Origin of the sequence: Duganella sp. OV510 (assembly GCF_900100205.1) — a bacterium.
GTDB lineage: Bacteria > Pseudomonadota > Gammaproteobacteria > Burkholderiales > Burkholderiaceae_D > Rugamonas.
Genome location: NZ_FNEQ01000002.1, coordinates 583,383 through 598,660, shown reverse-complemented (window position 1 = coordinate 598,660; position 15,278 = coordinate 583,383). Strand labels below are relative to the sequence as shown.

15 protein-coding genes and 1 tRNA gene are annotated in these 15,278 nt (G+C 59.9%); 14 read left to right on the top strand and 2 right to left on the bottom strand.

Going from position 1 to position 15,278, the window contains the following annotated elements:
* The first annotated feature begins 29 nt into the window (after nt 1-29).
* The gene (locus tag BLS51_RS09755) at nt 30-212 is read left to right on the top strand and encodes a hypothetical protein (RefSeq protein ID WP_090180986.1); all 183 of its coding nucleotides are present in this window, start codon (nt 30-32) and stop codon (nt 210-212) included.
* On the opposite strand, the gene tsaD is transcribed toward BLS51_RS09755, so the two are convergent.
* Entirely contained in the window at nt 209-1,249 is a 1,041-nt protein-coding gene (tsaD, locus tag BLS51_RS09750; protein WP_090180989.1) for a tRNA (adenosine(37)-N6)-threonylcarbamoyltransferase complex transferase subunit TsaD, read from the bottom strand. The genes BLS51_RS09755 and tsaD overlap by 4 nt on opposite strands.
* Before the next feature lie 169 nt (nt 1,250-1,418).
* Here tsaD and BLS51_RS09745 point away from each other — a divergent pair, with 169 nt between their 5' ends.
* On the top strand, nt 1,419-1,739 hold the full coding sequence (locus BLS51_RS09745) for a Rieske (2Fe-2S) protein (protein WP_090180992.1): 321 nt from the start codon (nt 1,419-1,421) through the stop codon (nt 1,737-1,739).
* Here BLS51_RS09745 and BLS51_RS09740 read toward each other — a convergent pair.
* A complete protein-coding gene (locus tag BLS51_RS09740) occupies nt 1,736-2,794 on the bottom strand; it encodes a 3-deoxy-7-phosphoheptulonate synthase (protein ID WP_090180996.1) in 1,059 nt (352 codons plus the stop codon). The genes BLS51_RS09745 and BLS51_RS09740 overlap by 4 nt on opposite strands.
* Nucleotides 2,795-2,868: 74 nt before the next feature.
* Here BLS51_RS09740 and ybiB point away from each other — a divergent pair, with 74 nt between their 5' ends.
* From ybiB to BLS51_RS09680, 12 genes are all read left to right on the top strand, one after another.
* Nucleotides 2,869-3,852, top strand: a complete 984-nt coding sequence (gene ybiB / locus BLS51_RS09735) for a DNA-binding protein YbiB (protein ID WP_090181000.1) — start codon at nt 2,869-2,871, stop codon at nt 3,850-3,852.
* Nucleotides 3,853-3,886: 34 nt separating this feature from the next.
* The gene (locus tag BLS51_RS09730; protein WP_090181004.1) at nt 3,887-5,092 is read left to right on the top strand and encodes a BaiN/RdsA family NAD(P)/FAD-dependent oxidoreductase; all 1,206 of its coding nucleotides are present in this window, start codon (nt 3,887-3,889) and stop codon (nt 5,090-5,092) included.
* Between the two features lie 141 nt (nt 5,093-5,233).
* Nucleotides 5,234-5,446, top strand: a complete 213-nt coding sequence (gene rpsU, locus BLS51_RS09725; protein WP_008451879.1) for a 30S ribosomal protein S21 — start codon at nt 5,234-5,236, stop codon at nt 5,444-5,446.
* Between the two features lie 127 nt (nt 5,447-5,573).
* Complete coding sequence (locus tag BLS51_RS09720) at nt 5,574-6,023, top strand: GatB/YqeY domain-containing protein (protein ID WP_090181009.1); 450 nt, start codon at nt 5,574-5,576, stop codon at nt 6,021-6,023.
* A gap of 86 nt (nt 6,024-6,109) precedes the next feature.
* Complete coding sequence (gene dnaG, locus BLS51_RS09715) at nt 6,110-7,906, top strand: DNA primase (protein WP_090181012.1); 1,797 nt, start codon at nt 6,110-6,112, stop codon at nt 7,904-7,906.
* Nucleotides 7,907-8,342: 436 nt separating this feature from the next.
* Nucleotides 8,343-10,586: an RNA polymerase sigma factor RpoD gene (gene rpoD, locus BLS51_RS09710; protein WP_090181015.1), complete on the top strand. Its 2,244-nt coding sequence runs from the start codon at nt 8,343-8,345 to the stop codon at nt 10,584-10,586.
* Nucleotides 10,587-10,687: 101 nt separating this feature from the next.
* A tRNA-Ile gene (locus BLS51_RS09705) sits at nt 10,688-10,766 on the top strand.
* A 101-nt stretch (nt 10,767-10,867) separates the two neighbouring features.
* Complete coding sequence (locus tag BLS51_RS29680) at nt 10,868-11,128, top strand: hypothetical protein (RefSeq protein WP_175472530.1); 261 nt, start codon at nt 10,868-10,870, stop codon at nt 11,126-11,128.
* A gap of 394 nt (nt 11,129-11,522) precedes the next feature.
* A complete protein-coding gene (locus BLS51_RS09695) occupies nt 11,523-12,731 on the top strand; it encodes a hypothetical protein (protein WP_090181018.1) in 1,209 nt (402 codons plus the stop codon).
* 211 nt (nt 12,732-12,942) lie between these two features.
* Nucleotides 12,943-13,326, top strand: coding sequence for an IS66-like element accessory protein TnpA (locus BLS51_RS09690; protein WP_090181021.1), 384 nt, complete (start codon nt 12,943-12,945; stop codon nt 13,324-13,326).
* Nucleotides 13,323-13,670 carry an IS66 family insertion sequence element accessory protein TnpB gene (gene tnpB, locus BLS51_RS09685; RefSeq protein ID WP_090181027.1) on the top strand — a complete coding sequence of 116 codons (348 nt, stop codon included), beginning with the start codon at nt 13,323-13,325 and terminating at the stop codon, nt 13,668-13,670. The genes BLS51_RS09690 and tnpB overlap by 4 nt, the downstream gene beginning before the upstream one ends.
* Nucleotides 13,671-13,699: 29 nt before the next feature.
* A complete protein-coding gene (locus BLS51_RS09680; RefSeq protein WP_090181030.1) occupies nt 13,700-15,241 on the top strand; it encodes an IS66 family transposase in 1,542 nt (513 codons plus the stop codon).
* The last annotated feature ends 37 nt before the right edge of the window (nt 15,242-15,278 follow it).

Below are 15,278 nucleotides of genomic sequence, written 5' to 3'. Positions count from 1 at the left end.
GACGATGATCGATTTACATGGAGGCTGTTATGAATACCGTCACTGAAAAAGACAAGCAAACCGCTGTACACGAGTCGCCTGCCGATGAGCATCGCCTGCGCAGCGAGCGCATTGCCGCCCGTGGCGTGAGCCTGGGCCAGGGCAAGGCCAAGTTCTGGATTCCGCTGGTCGGCCTGGCTGTGCTGGCCGGCATGGCGTTCGCCTCGAATTAAATTACTTTCAACTCGTCAAGCGGCCAGCGTGGCCGCACGTTGAACGCGTAATCCTTTTTTGCCGCGTCCGGGTTGATCATCAAGCGCATCGCCCCGGCGAAGGCGATCATCGCGCCGTTATCGGTGCAAAACTCCAACTCCGGGTAGTAGACCTTGAAGCGCTTCTTGGCGGCTGCCGCGTTAAGCGATTCGCGCAGCTGCTGGTTGGCGCCCACGCCGCCGGCGATCACCAGCCGCTTCAGGCCGGTGTGCTTGATGGCGGATACGCACTTGGACGTCAGCACGTCGACAATCGCGTCGACAAAGCCGCGCGCGATGTTGGCCTTGTCCTGCTCGCAGATGTTGGCGATCACTTTCTCTTCGTGGTTCTTCACCACCGTCAGCACCGCCGTTTTCAGGCCGGAGAAGCTGAAGTTGAAATCCTTGGTGTGCTTCATCGGGCGCGGAAGCTGGTAGGCGTCCGGATCGCCGAATTCGGCCAGGCGCGAAATCGCCGGGCCGCCGGGATAGCCGAGGCCAAGCAGCTTGGCCGACTTGTCGAAGGCTTCGCCGGCCGCGTCGTCCAGCGTTTCGCCCAGCAGCGTATATTGGCCGACGCCGTCGACGCGCATCAGCTGCGTGTGGCCGCCCGATACCAGCAGCGCGATGAACGGGAACTCCGGCGGCTCGGACGCCAGCAACGGCGACAGCAGGTGGCCTTCCAGGTGGTGCACGCCCAGCACCGGCTTGTCCAGCGACAGGCCGAGGCTGCACGCCACCGACGAGCCGACCAGCAGCGCACCGGCCAGGCCGGGGCCTTGGGTGTAGGCGATGGCGTCGATATCGTCCGGCGTCTTGCCGGCTTTTGCCAGCGTCTGCTCCAGCAGCGGGATGGCGCGGCGGATGTGGTCGCGCGAGGCCAGCTCGGGCACGACACCGCCATATTCCTCATGCATGGCGACCTGCGAATGCAGGGCATGGGACAGCAGGCCGTGTTGCGTGTCGTACAAGGCCAGGCCGGTTTCGTCACAGGAGGATTCAACGCCAAGAACGATCATGGAAGCAGCATATTTCTAAAGGGGAATCCGCCATTGTAATGTAAACCGGGTGCAAGCATGCACTGGCCTGGGTCCGGACCGCACTGGCCGGGTGCGATTTTTTGCCAAATGGCCAGATTTTCGGTGGCATCGCTTTTGCTTATTAAAGAGGCAAAGCGAGGAGGGAGCGATGTCTGCAAACTGGAAAGTGATCTGCAAACTGAAGGATGTGCCGGTGGAAAGCGGGGCGCGTCTGGTGCCGCGCGGGCTGGCGTGGCAGGAGCTGCCGGGCGTGGCCTTGTTCCGCAGCGGCGAGGAAAGCGTGCACGCGGTGCTCGATTGTCGCGGCGTGGACCCACGCTGCAGTAGCGCGCGCCGTTATTCGGTGAAGGTGGAAGGATTCAAGGTCTACCTGGACCTGGATGAACTGAGCGCCCCGGCCAGCAAGGCCGAGGCGGCGCTGGCGGGGCAGTTCGGCGTCGCCACCAGCCTGGTGGCGTACTGCTATTAAGGACGGTTGAGCAGTTGCTGGTGCGCTTCGCGCAGCATCTTCTCGGTGGTGTCCCAGTCGATGCAGCCGTCGGTCACCGAGCAGCCATACACCAGCTGGCTCAGGTCGGCCGGGATCTTCTGGTTGCCGCCAACGATGTTGGACTCGATCATCACGCCGACCAGCGACTTGTTGCCCTGCACGATCTGGTGGATGACATCGGCCATCACCAGCGGTTGCAGCTCAGGCTTCTTGTAGCTGTTGGCGTGCGAGCAGTCAACCACCAGGTTGGCCGGCAGCTTGGCCTTGGCCAGCGACTGTTCGGCAATCGCGATCGACACCGAGTCGTAGTTCGGCCGGCCATCGCCACCGCGCAGCACCACGTGGCCGTAGCCATTGCCACGGGTACGCACGATCGCCACATTGCCCTGCGCGTTGATGCCGAGGAAGGAGTGCGGGTGCGCCGACGACAGAATCGCGTTGATGGCGATGCTGATGTCGCCATCGGTGCCGTTCTTGAAGCCCACCGGCGTCGACAGGCCGGACGACATTTCGCGGTGGGTCTGCGATTCGGTGGTGCGGGCGCCGATGGCGGTCCAGGCGATCAAATCGCCCAGGTATTGCGGCGAGATCGGGTCCAGCGCTTCGGTGGCGGTCGGCAGGCCCAGTTCGCACACGTCCAGCAGGAACTGGCGCGCCTTTTCCATGCCGACGTTGACGCGGAACGAGTCGTCCATGTCCGGATCATTGATATAGCCCTTCCAGCCGGTGGTGGTGCGCGGCTTTTCGAAATACACGCGCATCACCAGCAGCATGGTGTCGGCCACTTCGGCCTGCAGCGCCTTCAGGCGGCGCGCATAGTCCAGGCCGGCCACCGGGTCGTGGATCGAGCAGGGGCCGACCACCACGAACAGGCGCTTGTCCTGGCGGTCGATGATGTTGCGCAGGGCTTCGCGGCCCTTCATCACGGTCTCGGAAGCCAGATCGGTCAGCGGCAGCTTGCTATGCAAGGCTTCCGGCGACGGCATCGGAGCAAACGAGGTGACGTTGACGTTTTCAATGTCTGGGGAAATCATGATCTCTGTTATGTTTTCATTTTGGGAACCAGATAGTGTAGCCGAAATGCGGGCGGGTGGTTTAAGCTGGCGTCATGACCACATATGAACCTTTCCCAGCCGCGCGTTTCATTAAAGAAATCGGCCGCGGCAAAGACGGCGCCCGCAGCATGACCCAGGACGACGCCCACGATCTGTACCAGGCGATGCTGGATGGCCGCGTTTCCGACCTGGAACTGGGCGGGATTCTGCTGTCGATGCGCATCAAGGGCGAGTCGGTGGAGGAGATTGCCGGCTTTCTTGATGCGGCCGAGGCGTCCTTCGAACCGTTCAACGCGCCGCCGGGCCAGTTTGCGCCGGTGGTGATTCCTTCGTATAACGGCGCCCGCAAGATGGCCAACCTGACGCCGCTGCTGGCGCTGCTGCTGGCGCGCGAGGGTGTGCCGGTGCTGGTGCACGGCGTGGCCGACGATCCGGGCCGGGTCACCACGGCCGAGGTACTGGCTGCGCTGGGTGTGGCGCAGGCGCGGCATCGCTCGGAAGCGGAGGAGGCCATGTCGCAGGGCAAGCCGGCGTTCATCACCATCGATGCGATGGCGCCGAAGCTGGCGCATCTGCTGTCGCTGCGCCGTATTCTCGGTGTGCGCAACTCGACGCACACGCTGGTCAAGATCATGCAGCCGTTTGCCGGGCCGGCGCTGCGGCTGGTGTCGTACACGCATCCGGAGTATCTGGAGATGCTGGGCGAATACTTCACCACGGCGGCGCTGCACGAGCGCGGCGATGCTTTCCTGATGCGCGGCACCGAGGGCGAAACGGTGGCCAACGCCAACAAGGCGCAGCAGATCGACTGGTTCCACGGCGGCCTGCGGACGACGCTGGTGCCGAAGCAGACGCTGGTGGGCGAACTGCCGCTGCTGCCGGAAAACAAGGATGCGGCGACCACTGCTGCGTGGATCAAGTCGGTGTTGGACGGCGACGTGGCGGTGCCGCCACCGATCGCCGAGCAGGTGGCGCAATGCCTGCTGGTTTCGCGCACCGTGGCCTCGCGCCAGCATGTGAGCGAGCCGATCGAGTAAAATCTCGCCCCTTCACGGATCTGATCGGAACAACATGGCAAAGTTTGATGTAGCGGTAATCGGCGCCGGCGCGGCCGGAATGATGTGCGCGGCGACGGCAGCCCAGCGCGGCCTGCGCGTGGTGCTGATCGACCACGCCGCCAAGCTGGCCGAGAAAATCCGTATTTCCGGCGGCGGCCGCTGCAACTTCACCAATGTGAACGCCGGCCCGGCCAACTTCCTGTCGGAGAATCCGCACTTCTGCAAGAGTGCCTTGTCGCGCTACACGCCGGCGGATTTCGTCGCGCTGGTGAAGAAACACCGCATCGGCTACCACGAGAAGCATCGCGGCCAGCTGTTCTGCGACGACTCGGCCGAGCAGATCATCGAGATGCTGAAAGACGAGTGTGCCGGCGGCGACGTCCACTGGCGCATGCCGTGCAAGGTTGAATCGCTGCAGCAGGGGACAGAAGGCTTTGTGTTGGAAACCGATAGCGGCACGATCGAAGCGCCCAGCGTGGTGATCGCCACCGGTGGCCTGTCGATCCCGAAAATCGGCGCCACCGATTTCGGCTACCGCATCGCCCAGCAATTCGAGCTGCGCATGGTCGAACCGCGCCCGGCGCTGGTGCCGCTGACCTTTGACGCCCAGCAGTGGGCGCCATTTGTCGAAATGGCCGGCATTGCGCTGGAAGTCGATGTCGAGACCGGTTCGCTGAAAGGCCGCAACCCGACCGGCGCGCGCTTCCGCGAAGACTTGCTGTTCACCCATCGCGGCCTGTCCGGTCCGGCAATCTTGCAAATTTCATCATACTGGCAGCCGGGCACGCCGATCGTCATCAACCTGCTGCCGGAACTGGACCTGGCGGCCACGCTGATCGAAGGCAAAGGGACGATCAAAAAGCAGTTGGGCAATGTGCTGTCGCAATGGCTGCCGGCCCGCCTGGCCGAAGGCTTGCTGTTGGCCCACGGTTTCGCGCTGGACGCCCGCCTGGCCGACTTGCCGGATACGCAACTGCGCAAGCTGGGCGCCGCCATCAACCAGTGGACGCTGACGCCGAACGGTTCCGAAGGCTACAAAAAGGCCGAAGTCACCCGTGGCGGCATCGACACCCGTGAGCTGTCGCAGCAGACCATGATGGCCAGCAAGGTGCCGGGCCTGTACTTCATCGGCGAAACGGTGGATGTGACCGGCTGGCTGGGCGGCTACAATTTCCAATGGGCGTGGGCCTCGGGTGTGGCGGCAGGGCAGGCAGTCTGATATACTGGCAGTCTGCACGTTGTTGTTTTTCCTACGCAAGCCGCATGCCTGGCTGTTTCCAACAGCCCATGGCTTCCATTTTCCGGAAAAAGCTGCTATAGTCTCTGTCTCCCTATAACCTCCAACGGTTTGAATTTTTACATGACCACTATTCGCCTTAAAGAAAACGAGCCGTTCGAAGTCGCAATGCGTCGCTTCAAACGCACCATCGAAAAAACCGGTCTGCTGACCGAACTGCGCGCACGCGAGTTCTACGAAAAGCCAACGGCTGAGCGTAAGCGCAAGCTGGCTGCTGCTGTTAAGCGTCACTACAAACGCATCCGCAGCCAACAGCTGCCGAAAAAACTCTTCTAAGATTGCTTACGCAGGCCAACCTGGCATATGCCGGTTGCGTTTAGCGGCATCTAAGAGAACACCCGCTCCGGCTTGGCCCGCAGCGGGTTTTCGCATTTTTACTCCACAATTCTCTGAAAGAAACGCTATGGCCTTGAAAGACCAAATCACCGAAGACATGAAAAACGCGATGCGCGCCAAGGAAGCCGGCCGCCTGGCAACCATTCGTCTGATCCTGGCTGACATCAAGCGCAAGGAAGTGGACGAACAGATTACCGTGAGCGACGAGCAAACCATCGCCATCATCGAAAAAATGATCAAGCAGCGCAAGGATTCGATCACCCAGTTCGAAGCCGGCGGCCGCGCCGACCTGGCCGACATCGAAAAAGCTGAACTGGCAGTGCTGAGCACCTATATGCCGGCCGGCCTGTCGGACGAGGAAATCGCCGCTGAAGTAGCTGCCGCCGTGGCTGCCTCGGGCGCCGCCGGCCCGCAGGACATGGGCAAGGTCATGGGCATCGTCAAGCCGAAGCTGGCTGGCCGCGCCGATATGACGGTGGTGTCCGCGCTGGTCAAAAAAGCGCTGACCCCAGCCTGAGTAACACCGCTGCCGCAGTTTGATGCGCATCAAGGCGCATCGGCTGCTGCGGTATAGTCTGATTAACACCAAGGCCGCTTAACGCTGTGATCCCACAAACTTTTATCGCCGATTTGCTGAACCGTGTCGATATCGTCGACGTGGTTGGCCGTTACGTGCAGCTCAAGAAGGGCGGCGCGAACTACATGGGTTTGTGCCCGTTTCACAATGAAAAATCGCCCAGCTTCACGGTCAGCCCGACCAAGCAGTTTTACCATTGCTTCGGCTGCGGCGCGCATGGCACCTCGATCGGTTTCATGATCGAGTATTCCGGCATGGGCTTTGTCGATGCCGTCAAGGACCTGGCGCAAAGCGTTGGCATGGTAGTGCCCGAACAGGATGACAAGATTCCGCCGGCGCAACGCGCGCAGATGCAGGCGCAAAGCCTGGCGCTGACGGAAGCCATGACGCGCGCCAGCGATTTCTACAAGCTGCAACTGCGCAGCGCGCCGAACGCCATCGCCTATCTGAAGAACCGTGGTCTGACCGGCGAAATCGCCGCCCGCTTCGGCCTCGGCTACGCGCCGCCCGGCTGGGACAACCTGCGCTCGCAGTTCCCGGATTACGAGGCGGTGGTGCTGGCCGAGTCCGGCCTGGTGATTGACAAGGTGGACGAGGACGGCAATAACCGCAAGCGCTACGACCGTTTCCGCGAGCGCGTGATGTTCCCGATCCGCAATACCAAGGGCCAAGTGATCGCCTTTGGCGGCCGGGTGCTCGACCAAGGCGAGCCCAAGTACTTGAATTCCCCGGAAACGCCGTTATTTTCTAAGGGTTTCGAGCTGTATGGCTTGTTCGAGGCGCGCCAGGCGATCCGCGATGCGGGCTATGTGCTGGTGACCGAAGGCTATATGGATGTGGTGGCGCTGGCGCAGATGGGCTTCCCGCAAGCGGTAGCCACCCTGGGCACGGCTTGCACCACCAATCACGTGCAGAAGCTGTTGCGCCAGACCGACACAGTGATCTTCAGTTTTGACGGCGACAAGGCCGGCCGCCGCGCTGCACGGCGCGCGCTGGAAGCCTGTCTGCCGCACGTAACGGATAACAAGACCATCAAGTTCCTGTTCCTGCCTACCGAGCACGACCCGGACAGCTATGTGCGCGAATACGGCAAGGAAGCGTTCGAGCAGGAAATTCACGAGGCCATGCCGCTGTCGCAGTTCCTCGTCAAGGAAGCGTGTGGCGAGCATGACCTGAACAGTCCGGAAGGCCGGGCGCGGGCGCAGTTTGACGCCAAGCCGATGCTGCAGGCGATGACGCCGACCGCGCTGCGCTTGCAGATCGTCCGTGGCCTGGCGCAGCTGACGCAGACCTCGCCGTCGGAGATCGAGGTGCTGTTCGAGCTGGCCAAGCCGGTGGCGGTGCACAAGATTGCGCCGCCGCGTGGCGGCCGGCCGCAGCCGAAAGGGCTGGAGTTGCAGATCATGCGCGTGCTGGTGGCGCATCCGTCGCTGGCGCTGGAGGTCGATGCGCAGGCGCAGGCGGCGTTCCAGTTCTTCGGCCAGGAGTCGGCCGAGCGGCTGGCGCAGTTGCTGACCGAGGCCCTGGCCTTGGGTGAAAGCGGCACGTTTGCCTCGTTCGCCCAGCACCTGAAGTCGCTCAGCGACGAGTACGATGGCATCATTGGCGAAATCGTCAAGGAGCCGGAAACCGAGCGCGACACCGAGCGTGTTGTATTGCGGGCGGCGATCCGCCAGGTCAAGCACGACGCGCTGAAGCAGGAGCTGAGCCAGCTGTTTGCGGCCGGCCTGTCGTCGGACGAGATCGGCGTGCGCTACCGCGAGCTGACTGCGCAGCAGGACCAGTTGTTGCGCGAGGCGCAGGCGGAGTTGTCGATACGCTAAGGTTGATCACAGTTTTGCATCGTAATGTTTCTGTCATTATTCCAGGGGAAGCACCCATCGGTCTTCCCTCTGGAAATTGAAAAGTGACGTGCTATAATAAAACGCTAAGTGTTGTATGTTTTGGCATCGTTTTTCTGTTCAGAGTGTGTTTGTTTTCAGTGAGTTAGGCTCTTGATCGACGCGGAAGGACGGGTGTCGGCGGCCAGGGCCAGCTACGGTTCAGCAAATAGTCTGTTTGCTATCTAACCGAGTCATGGTTTCTTGCCCCCACGCACGTGTCTGATGCAGTAGAATTCTTGGGAGTTCTAGAGAGAGACTCGGTCGGCCTGACCCAGGTGTAAGTAAGTCGTAGTATTGTCGGACTTGTGTAGTCGGCAAGTTCGAAGACGTAGTGATCCCAGAAGGATCGAAACTTTATCCGTAATCGAAAGCGCCTGTGCCAATCAAGAAACCTGAATCCAAAGCGGCTGTAAAGCCGACTAAAGTGAGCGCAAAATCCGCTAAAACGGCGGACAAACCGGAGACGCGCGTCGCCAGCAACCCGCCGGCGGTCAGCCAGACCACGGATGCGGCTGCATTAGCGGCGATCGACACGTCCGGTTACGTGCTGCCTTCGGTCAAAGTGCCGGGCCGGCGCGGGCGCAAACCGAAAGAATTCCAGCCTGAGAACGACGAAGTCGCCGCGCTCAACGCGGTCGAGCGCGCCGAAATGAAGGCGGTCGACAAGGCCAAGGCCAAGGACCGCAAGGCCAAGGAAAAAGCGCTGCTGAAAGACGCGTTCTCGTCGGACACCGAAGCGACCGAAGAAGAACTCGAACGCCGCCGCCAGAAGCTCAAGACCCTGATCAAGTTCGGCAAGGAACGTGGTTTCCTCACGTATGCCGAGATCAACGACCATCTGCCTGACAATATCGTCGATCCGGAAGCGATCGAAGGCATTATCGGCACCTTCAACGACATGGGCATTGCCGTCTACGAGCACGCGCCCGACGCCGAGACGCTGCTGCTGTCCGACAATGTCGCCACCGTCACCAGCGATGACGAAGCCGAGGCGGCTGCCGAAGCGGCGCTGTCCACCGTCGATTCCGATTTCGGCCGCACCACCGACCCGGTCCGCATGTATATGCGCGAAATGGGCTCGGTCGAGCTGCTGACCCGTGAAGGCGAGATCGAAATCGCCAAACGCATCGAAGACGGCCTCAAAGACATGATCCAGGCGATCTCCGCCTGCCCGGTGACGATTGCGGAAATCATCGCTGCTTCCGATCGTATCCGCGCCGATGAAATCAAGATCGACGAAATTGTTGACGGTCTGGTAGACGATAACGAAGATGCCTCCGCGCAAGCGCCAGCCGGCGGGTCCGACGATGAAGAGGACGAAGAGGAAGAGGAAGAAGAGGAAGAAGAGGAAGAGGAAGAAGCCAGCCCTTCGGGTGCTGCGGCGGGCTACTCGGCCGAACAGCTGGAAGCGATGAAAAACGCTGCGCTGGGAAAATTCGACACCATCTCGCTACAATTCGACAAGATGCGCCGTGCCTTCGAGAAAGAAGGCTACAACTCGAAAGCCTACGTCAAGGCGCAGGAAGCCATCTCGGCAGAGCTGCTGGGCATCCGCTTCACCGCCAAAGTGGTCGAGAAGCTGTGCGACACGCTGCGCGGCCAGGTGGACGAAGTGCGCCACATCGAGAAACAGATCCTGGACGTGGCGGTGAACAAGTGCGGCATGCCGCGCGCCCACTTCATCAAAGTGTTCCCAGGCAATGAAACCAACCTGGAATGGGTTGATGGCGAAGTCGCTGCCGGCCACGCCTACAGCGCCATCCTGGGCCGTAACATCCCGACTATCAAGGAGCTGCAACAGCGCCTGATCGATTTGCAAGCCCGCGTGGTGCTGCCGCTGCCGGACCTGCGCAACATCAACCGCCAGATGGCGGCTGGCGAAATGAAGGCGCGCAAGGCCAAGCGCGAAATGACCGAGGCCAACTTGCGCCTGGTGATTTCGATCGCCAAGAAATACACCAACCGCGGCCTGCAGTTCCTCGACCTGATCCAGGAAGGCAATATCGGCCTGATGAAGGCGGTGGACAAGTTTGAATACCGTCGCGGCTACAAGTTCTCGACCTATGCAACGTGGTGGATCCGTCAGGCCATCACCCGCTCGATCGCCGACCAGGCGCGCACCATCCGTATTCCGGTGCACATGATCGAAACCATCAACAAGATGAACCGCATCTCTCGCCAGATTTTGCAAGAGACGGGCGCCGAGCCGGACCCGGCAACGCTGGCCATCAAGATGGAGATGCCCGAGGATAAGATCCGCAAGATCATGAAGATCGCCAAGGAACCGATATCGATGGAGACGCCAATCGGCGACGACGACGATTCGCATCTGGGCGACTTCATCGAGGACAACAACACGCTGGCGCCATCCGACGCCGCGCTGCACGCCTCGATGCGCGGTGTGGTCAAGGACGTGCTGGACTCGCTGACGCCGCGCGAAGCCAAGGTGCTGCGCATGCGTTTCGGCATCGAAATGTCGACCGACCACACGCTGGAAGAAGTCGGCAAACAGTTCGACGTGACGCGCGAGCGCATCCGCCAGATCGAAGCCAAGGCCTTGCGCAAGCTGCGTCATCCAAGCCGATCGGACAAGTTGAAGAGCTTCCTGGAAGCCAACTAAGACTTGACTGGTGTAGGGCTAGCCTTTATGCTCGCGTGTTCGTTTTCTTAACGGATGCGTATCAGAGAGGCTAGACAGACTCCAGCGCAGTAACACCCTCAGGGCCCTTAGCTCATGCTTGGTTAGAGCAGAGGACTCATAATCCTTTGGTGCGCGGTTCGACTCCGCGAGGGCCTACCAATAAAATCAAGGACTTAGGTGAAAGCCTAAGTCCTTTTTTCTTGACGGTGTGCAATCCGTTGTGCAATTCTATTGCACATGACCAATAACTGGATTGCCGGATGTCCATTCTTATACTTCCCAACGGAAAATTCCGTGTTCAAATCCGCCGCAAAGGCTATCCGAAGTACGACAAGGTTTTCCCTACCAGAGAGGCTGCGGAGGCTGCTGAAGCCGGTGTGAAAGGCGAGCAAAAGGCGGTTGAGCAGCCTCAGGACTTGACCCTGTCCGATGTTTGGGAGCGTTACAAAAACTCGCAGTCCTTTCTTCAGAAAGCAGAGAATACACGCGATACAGAGGCAGGTTGTTCGTTTGCTCGATGAATTGACCCACTCAGTTTGACCCGCCTTCCACTGCCTGGCAAACGCTGCTACGCGGTCGTACGATCCTTCATATCCCAGCTCTTTCAGATCCGCGTGGATCTGTTTCAAACTACGGCGCTGCTTACGCGGCTTGCTCGTCTCGGCCTTGAGCCATCCTGACAATTGCACAGAATATTTATCCAGCCCGCTCGCTATACGGCGTTCCGCATAGGTAGGCTCTGTGGTCTCCGAGCGCAAATAGCGCCGGACGGTGTTACGTGAGATGCCCAGCCGTCTGGAAATCTCCCGTAGGGGAATCTGGTCACGAATGTGCCAGCGTCGAATTATGCCTAGTAATGCCACGTTGATCACTCCGTTCTCCTGCCGATGAGACAGGTCGAATTGTGCTCTTCACGTGGGTCAGATTCAGTTGCAAATTACTGGGGAAAGTGGGTCAATTTTCGGCGCAAATCAACATTACGAAAGGACTGACAGCAGCCCGAAGGGTAACGGGGAAGGTAGTTTTGCTTTCCTTGACCGGTCGGCTCGGCCAGAGTTTGAAGTGGTCCGCAACTTCGTGGAAGAGCTGCTTGCTCAGTACCCAGCAAAGGGCATTGATGAAGTGGTGGCTCGGCTCACTCGTGGCAATGAAGTAGATTTTCGGTCTGCGAGTTTTGAGGTTTTGATCTTCAATTTCCTCAGTCGTCTTGGTTACACTCTTGAGCCTCATCCTGAACTGAAGAACGGCTCAAAGAAGCAACCGGACTTCCATGTAGTTGCGTCTGATGGAAGCGAGTTCTTACTTGAAGCTGTGCTTTCAAAAGAGGACAAGGGAGAGAACCTAGCAGTGAAGGCCATGATGGGTACCGTCATGGATAAGCTCAACACTCGGCCGCATGATAATTTTCGTGTGACGTTCTCAACTAGGGGAGTTCCGACTACTCAACCTTCAGGCAAAAAAATTCTTCATGAGGTTCACACCTGGTTGAACACTCTCGATCCTGACCAGATCCAGGCGGAACACCACGCCAGCTTTTTTGCCACTGCTCCGAAGCGTGAAATCCCTCATGAAGATTGGACGGTTTCATTCCAGCCGATCCCGATCCCTCGTGAAAAAAGAGGAACAGCAAAGCAGCTCATTGGACTCATTGATGGTGGGGGCGGCGTAGTGGATTCATGGACTCCATTGAAAGAGTCATTGAAGGAGAAGGGACAGCGATATGGTGAGCTGGAGCTTCCCCTTCTGGTCGCTGTGAACTTCTCTGCGTTCAACCTATCGGACATTGATGAAATGCAGGCACTGTTCGGTCAAGAACAGTTTCACTTTCCGGTTGAGGGCGAAGGAGAACCGGACTTCAGCAGAGCCAATAATGGTTTGTGGATTGGTCCGAAAGGTCCGCAAGCGACAAGGGTAAGTGGTGCTTGGTTCTTCAATGATCTGAGCTTTCATACCGCCGCGCGCCGCAAGGGAACTTTGTATTTCAACCCTTGGTCGTTGTATGCCTTACCTACGAACTTGGATCAGTTCCCTCATGCTAGGGTCTGCGGCGATATGAAGATAGAGCGAGGTGGTGACGTTACTATTGCTGATGTCTTCAAGCTCTCCAGTGACTGGCCTAACTAACTGCGTTTGTTGATAAGCCAGCGAATGAGGCCAGCATTTATAACGAGGTCTGCAATGCGGACATCGTCAATGACGTTGATTCGCCTGTCGGTACTGGTGTAGTTGCGAATGCTGGCGTCGGGTAAGCGTAAAGCCAGCACCGTCTGGACTCCACATCGCCATGTATCCATGATCTAATTTTGGCACAGCAGTTGTGCCCACAAATTAAATTATGGACACAAATTTTCAATCAGCGGCCAAACGCGGACCACGCGGAAAATATCGTCAGCATTCGCAGGAGTTCAAACGCAAGGTTGTCGAGCTGGCGATGCAGCCTGGTACCTCGGTGACGCGCGTAGCGCGCGACCATGGCATCAATGCCAACCAGGTGTTCACCTGGCGCAGGCAACACGCAGCGGGACAGCTGGCCGGCGGATGTGCGGTGGAGTCCCGCGAGTTTCTGTCGGTCGTGGTGAGGCCATCCCCAACGCCGTCGTTAGCGGGGCCGGAGCAGTTGGGCACCATCACATTGGAACATGGCAAAGTGCGGCTGTGCATCGAAGGTCCAGCCGATCCCGCCACGTTGGCACTGGTATTGGACCGGGTACTGCGATGATTGGCCTTCCCGCAGGCACCAAGGTCTGGTTGGCAGCCGGTACCACCGACATGCGGTCAGGCTTTAATGGGCTGGCTGCAAAAGTGCAGACAGCACTGGAGGAAGATCCGTTCAGCGGTCACGTGTTCGTCTTCCGGGGCCGACGTGGCGACCTCATTAAATTGTTGTGGTGGACCGGCGATGGCTTGTGTCTGTTGGCCAAGCGGCTGGAGCGGGGACGCTTCGTCTGGCCGCAGGCGACCAGCGGTTCGGTAGCGCTGACGCAGGCGCAACTGTCGATGCTGCTCGAAGGCATAGACTGGCGTCGGCCAGAACGCACCTGGAAGCCAACGTCGGCCTTGTAAACGTGGCAAGCCTGACGTAAACTTGGCGCATGCTCATCTCCGCCGACCTGCCCAACGACATTGCCGCTTTGAAGGCGCTGCTGCTCGCGCAAGACGCAGTTGTTGAAGGTCTGCGCGATCAACTGAACACACGCGCCGTCGAGATCGAACACCTCAAGCTGCAGATTGCCAAGTTGCGGCGCATGCAGTTCGGCCGTAAGTCGGAAAAGCTGGACCACCAGATTGAACAACTGGAGCTGCAGCTGGAAGACCTACAGGCCGATGAGGCCGAGGCCGATCGCGAGATGCCAGCGGCCGACCAGGCACCGCGCAAGAAGTCGGTACGCCGGCCTTTGCCTGACCATCTGCCACGCGACGAGATAGTGTATGCCCCCACGTGCGATGCCTGCCCGGCCTGTGGTGGCGGCCTGCGGCCGCTGGGCGACGATGTAGCTGAGCAACTTGAATTCGTACCGGCCAGCTTCCGCGTGATTCGCCATGTGCGCCCTAAGTTGGCTTGTTCCTGCTGCGACGCCATCGTTCAGGCACCGGCACCAAGCCGGCCGATAGAGCGCGGCATCGCTGGCCCTGGGCTGCTGGCGCACATTCTGGTGGCGAAATTCGCCGATCATTTGCCGCTGTACCGCCAGTCTGCCATCTACGCTCGCGAGGGCGTTGACCTGGACCGCGCGCTGCTGGCGAGCTGGGTGGGTGCGGCCAGCTCGCTGTTGCGTCCTTTAGTCGACGCCATTCGGCGTCACGTGCTGGCGGCATCGAAACTGCATGCCGACGACACTCCGATCCCGGTCCTGGCGCCCGGCAACGGCAAAACCAAAACCGCACGCCTGTGGACCTACGTGCGTGACGACCGGCCCGCTGGCGATGCCACACCGCCAGCCGTCTGGTTTGCTTACACGCCTGACCGCAAGGGCATCCATCCACAAACGCACCTGGCCAAGTTCGAGGGCGTGCTGCAAGCCGATGCCTACGCCGGCTTCAACGCCTTGTTCGAAGGCGGCACGATTCAGGAAGCTGCCTGCTGGGCGCACGCGCGGCGAAAATTCCACGATCTGCACGCGGCGCGGGCAACGCCGCTGACCACCGAGGCGTTGCGCCGGATCGCTGAGCTCTATGTGATCGAGGCCGATATCCGAGGCAAACCGCCAGACGAACGAAGGCAAATTCGGCAAACGCGTTCGCGTCCGCTGCTCGATGACCTGGAGCGCTGGCTGCGCACCACACTCGATACCTTGTCACGCAAGTCCGACACGGCGGCCGCGATCCTGTACGCGCTTAAGTTGTGGCCGGCGCTGCTGCGCTACTGCGACGACGGCACCATCGAGATTGATAACTCGGCGGCCGAACGCGCCTTGCGTGGCGTCGCCATTGGGCGCCGCAACTACCTATTTGCTGGTGCCGACAGCGGCGGCGAACGCGCTGCCGCGATCTACTCGCTGATCGGCACGGCCAAGCTGAACGGTGTCGACCCCGAAGCCTGGTTGCGTCACGTGCTGACGCATATCGCCGATCATCCCGTCAACCGGGTTGATGATTTCTTGCCTTGGAACTGCAACCTACCGGCAGCCCTTTGAGATGACGCCGCTTCCCAGCGGTGTGATGCCATCATCG

Bases quoted from the DNA above. Each gene is read 5' to 3' on its own strand.
- BLS51_RS09755 (WP_090180986.1), top strand. From the start codon at position 30: ATGAATACCGTCACTGAAAAAGACAAGCAAACCGCTGTACACGAGTCG.
- tsaD (WP_090180989.1), bottom strand. From the start codon at position 1,249: ATGATCGTTCTTGGCGTTGAATCCTCCTGTGACGAAACCGGCCTGGCC.
- BLS51_RS09745 (WP_090180992.1), top strand. From the start codon at position 1,419: ATGTCTGCAAACTGGAAAGTGATCTGCAAACTGAAGGATGTGCCGGTG.
- BLS51_RS09740 (WP_090180996.1), bottom strand. From the start codon at position 2,794: ATGATTTCCCCAGACATTGAAAACGTCAACGTCACCTCGTTTGCTCCG.
- ybiB (WP_090181000.1), top strand. From the start codon at position 2,869: ATGACCACATATGAACCTTTCCCAGCCGCGCGTTTCATTAAAGAAATC.
- BLS51_RS09730 (WP_090181004.1), top strand. From the start codon at position 3,887: ATGGCAAAGTTTGATGTAGCGGTAATCGGCGCCGGCGCGGCCGGAATG.
- rpsU (WP_008451879.1), top strand. From the start codon at position 5,234: ATGACCACTATTCGCCTTAAAGAAAACGAGCCGTTCGAAGTCGCAATG.
- BLS51_RS09720 (WP_090181009.1), top strand. From the start codon at position 5,574: ATGGCCTTGAAAGACCAAATCACCGAAGACATGAAAAACGCGATGCGC.
- BLS51_RS29680 (WP_175472530.1), top strand. From the start codon at position 10,868: ATGTCCATTCTTATACTTCCCAACGGAAAATTCCGTGTTCAAATCCGC.
- BLS51_RS09690 (WP_090181021.1), top strand. From the start codon at position 12,943: ATGGACACAAATTTTCAATCAGCGGCCAAACGCGGACCACGCGGAAAA.
- tnpB (WP_090181027.1), top strand. From the start codon at position 13,323: ATGATTGGCCTTCCCGCAGGCACCAAGGTCTGGTTGGCAGCCGGTACC.
- BLS51_RS09680 (WP_090181030.1), top strand. From the start codon at position 13,700: ATGCTCATCTCCGCCGACCTGCCCAACGACATTGCCGCTTTGAAGGCG.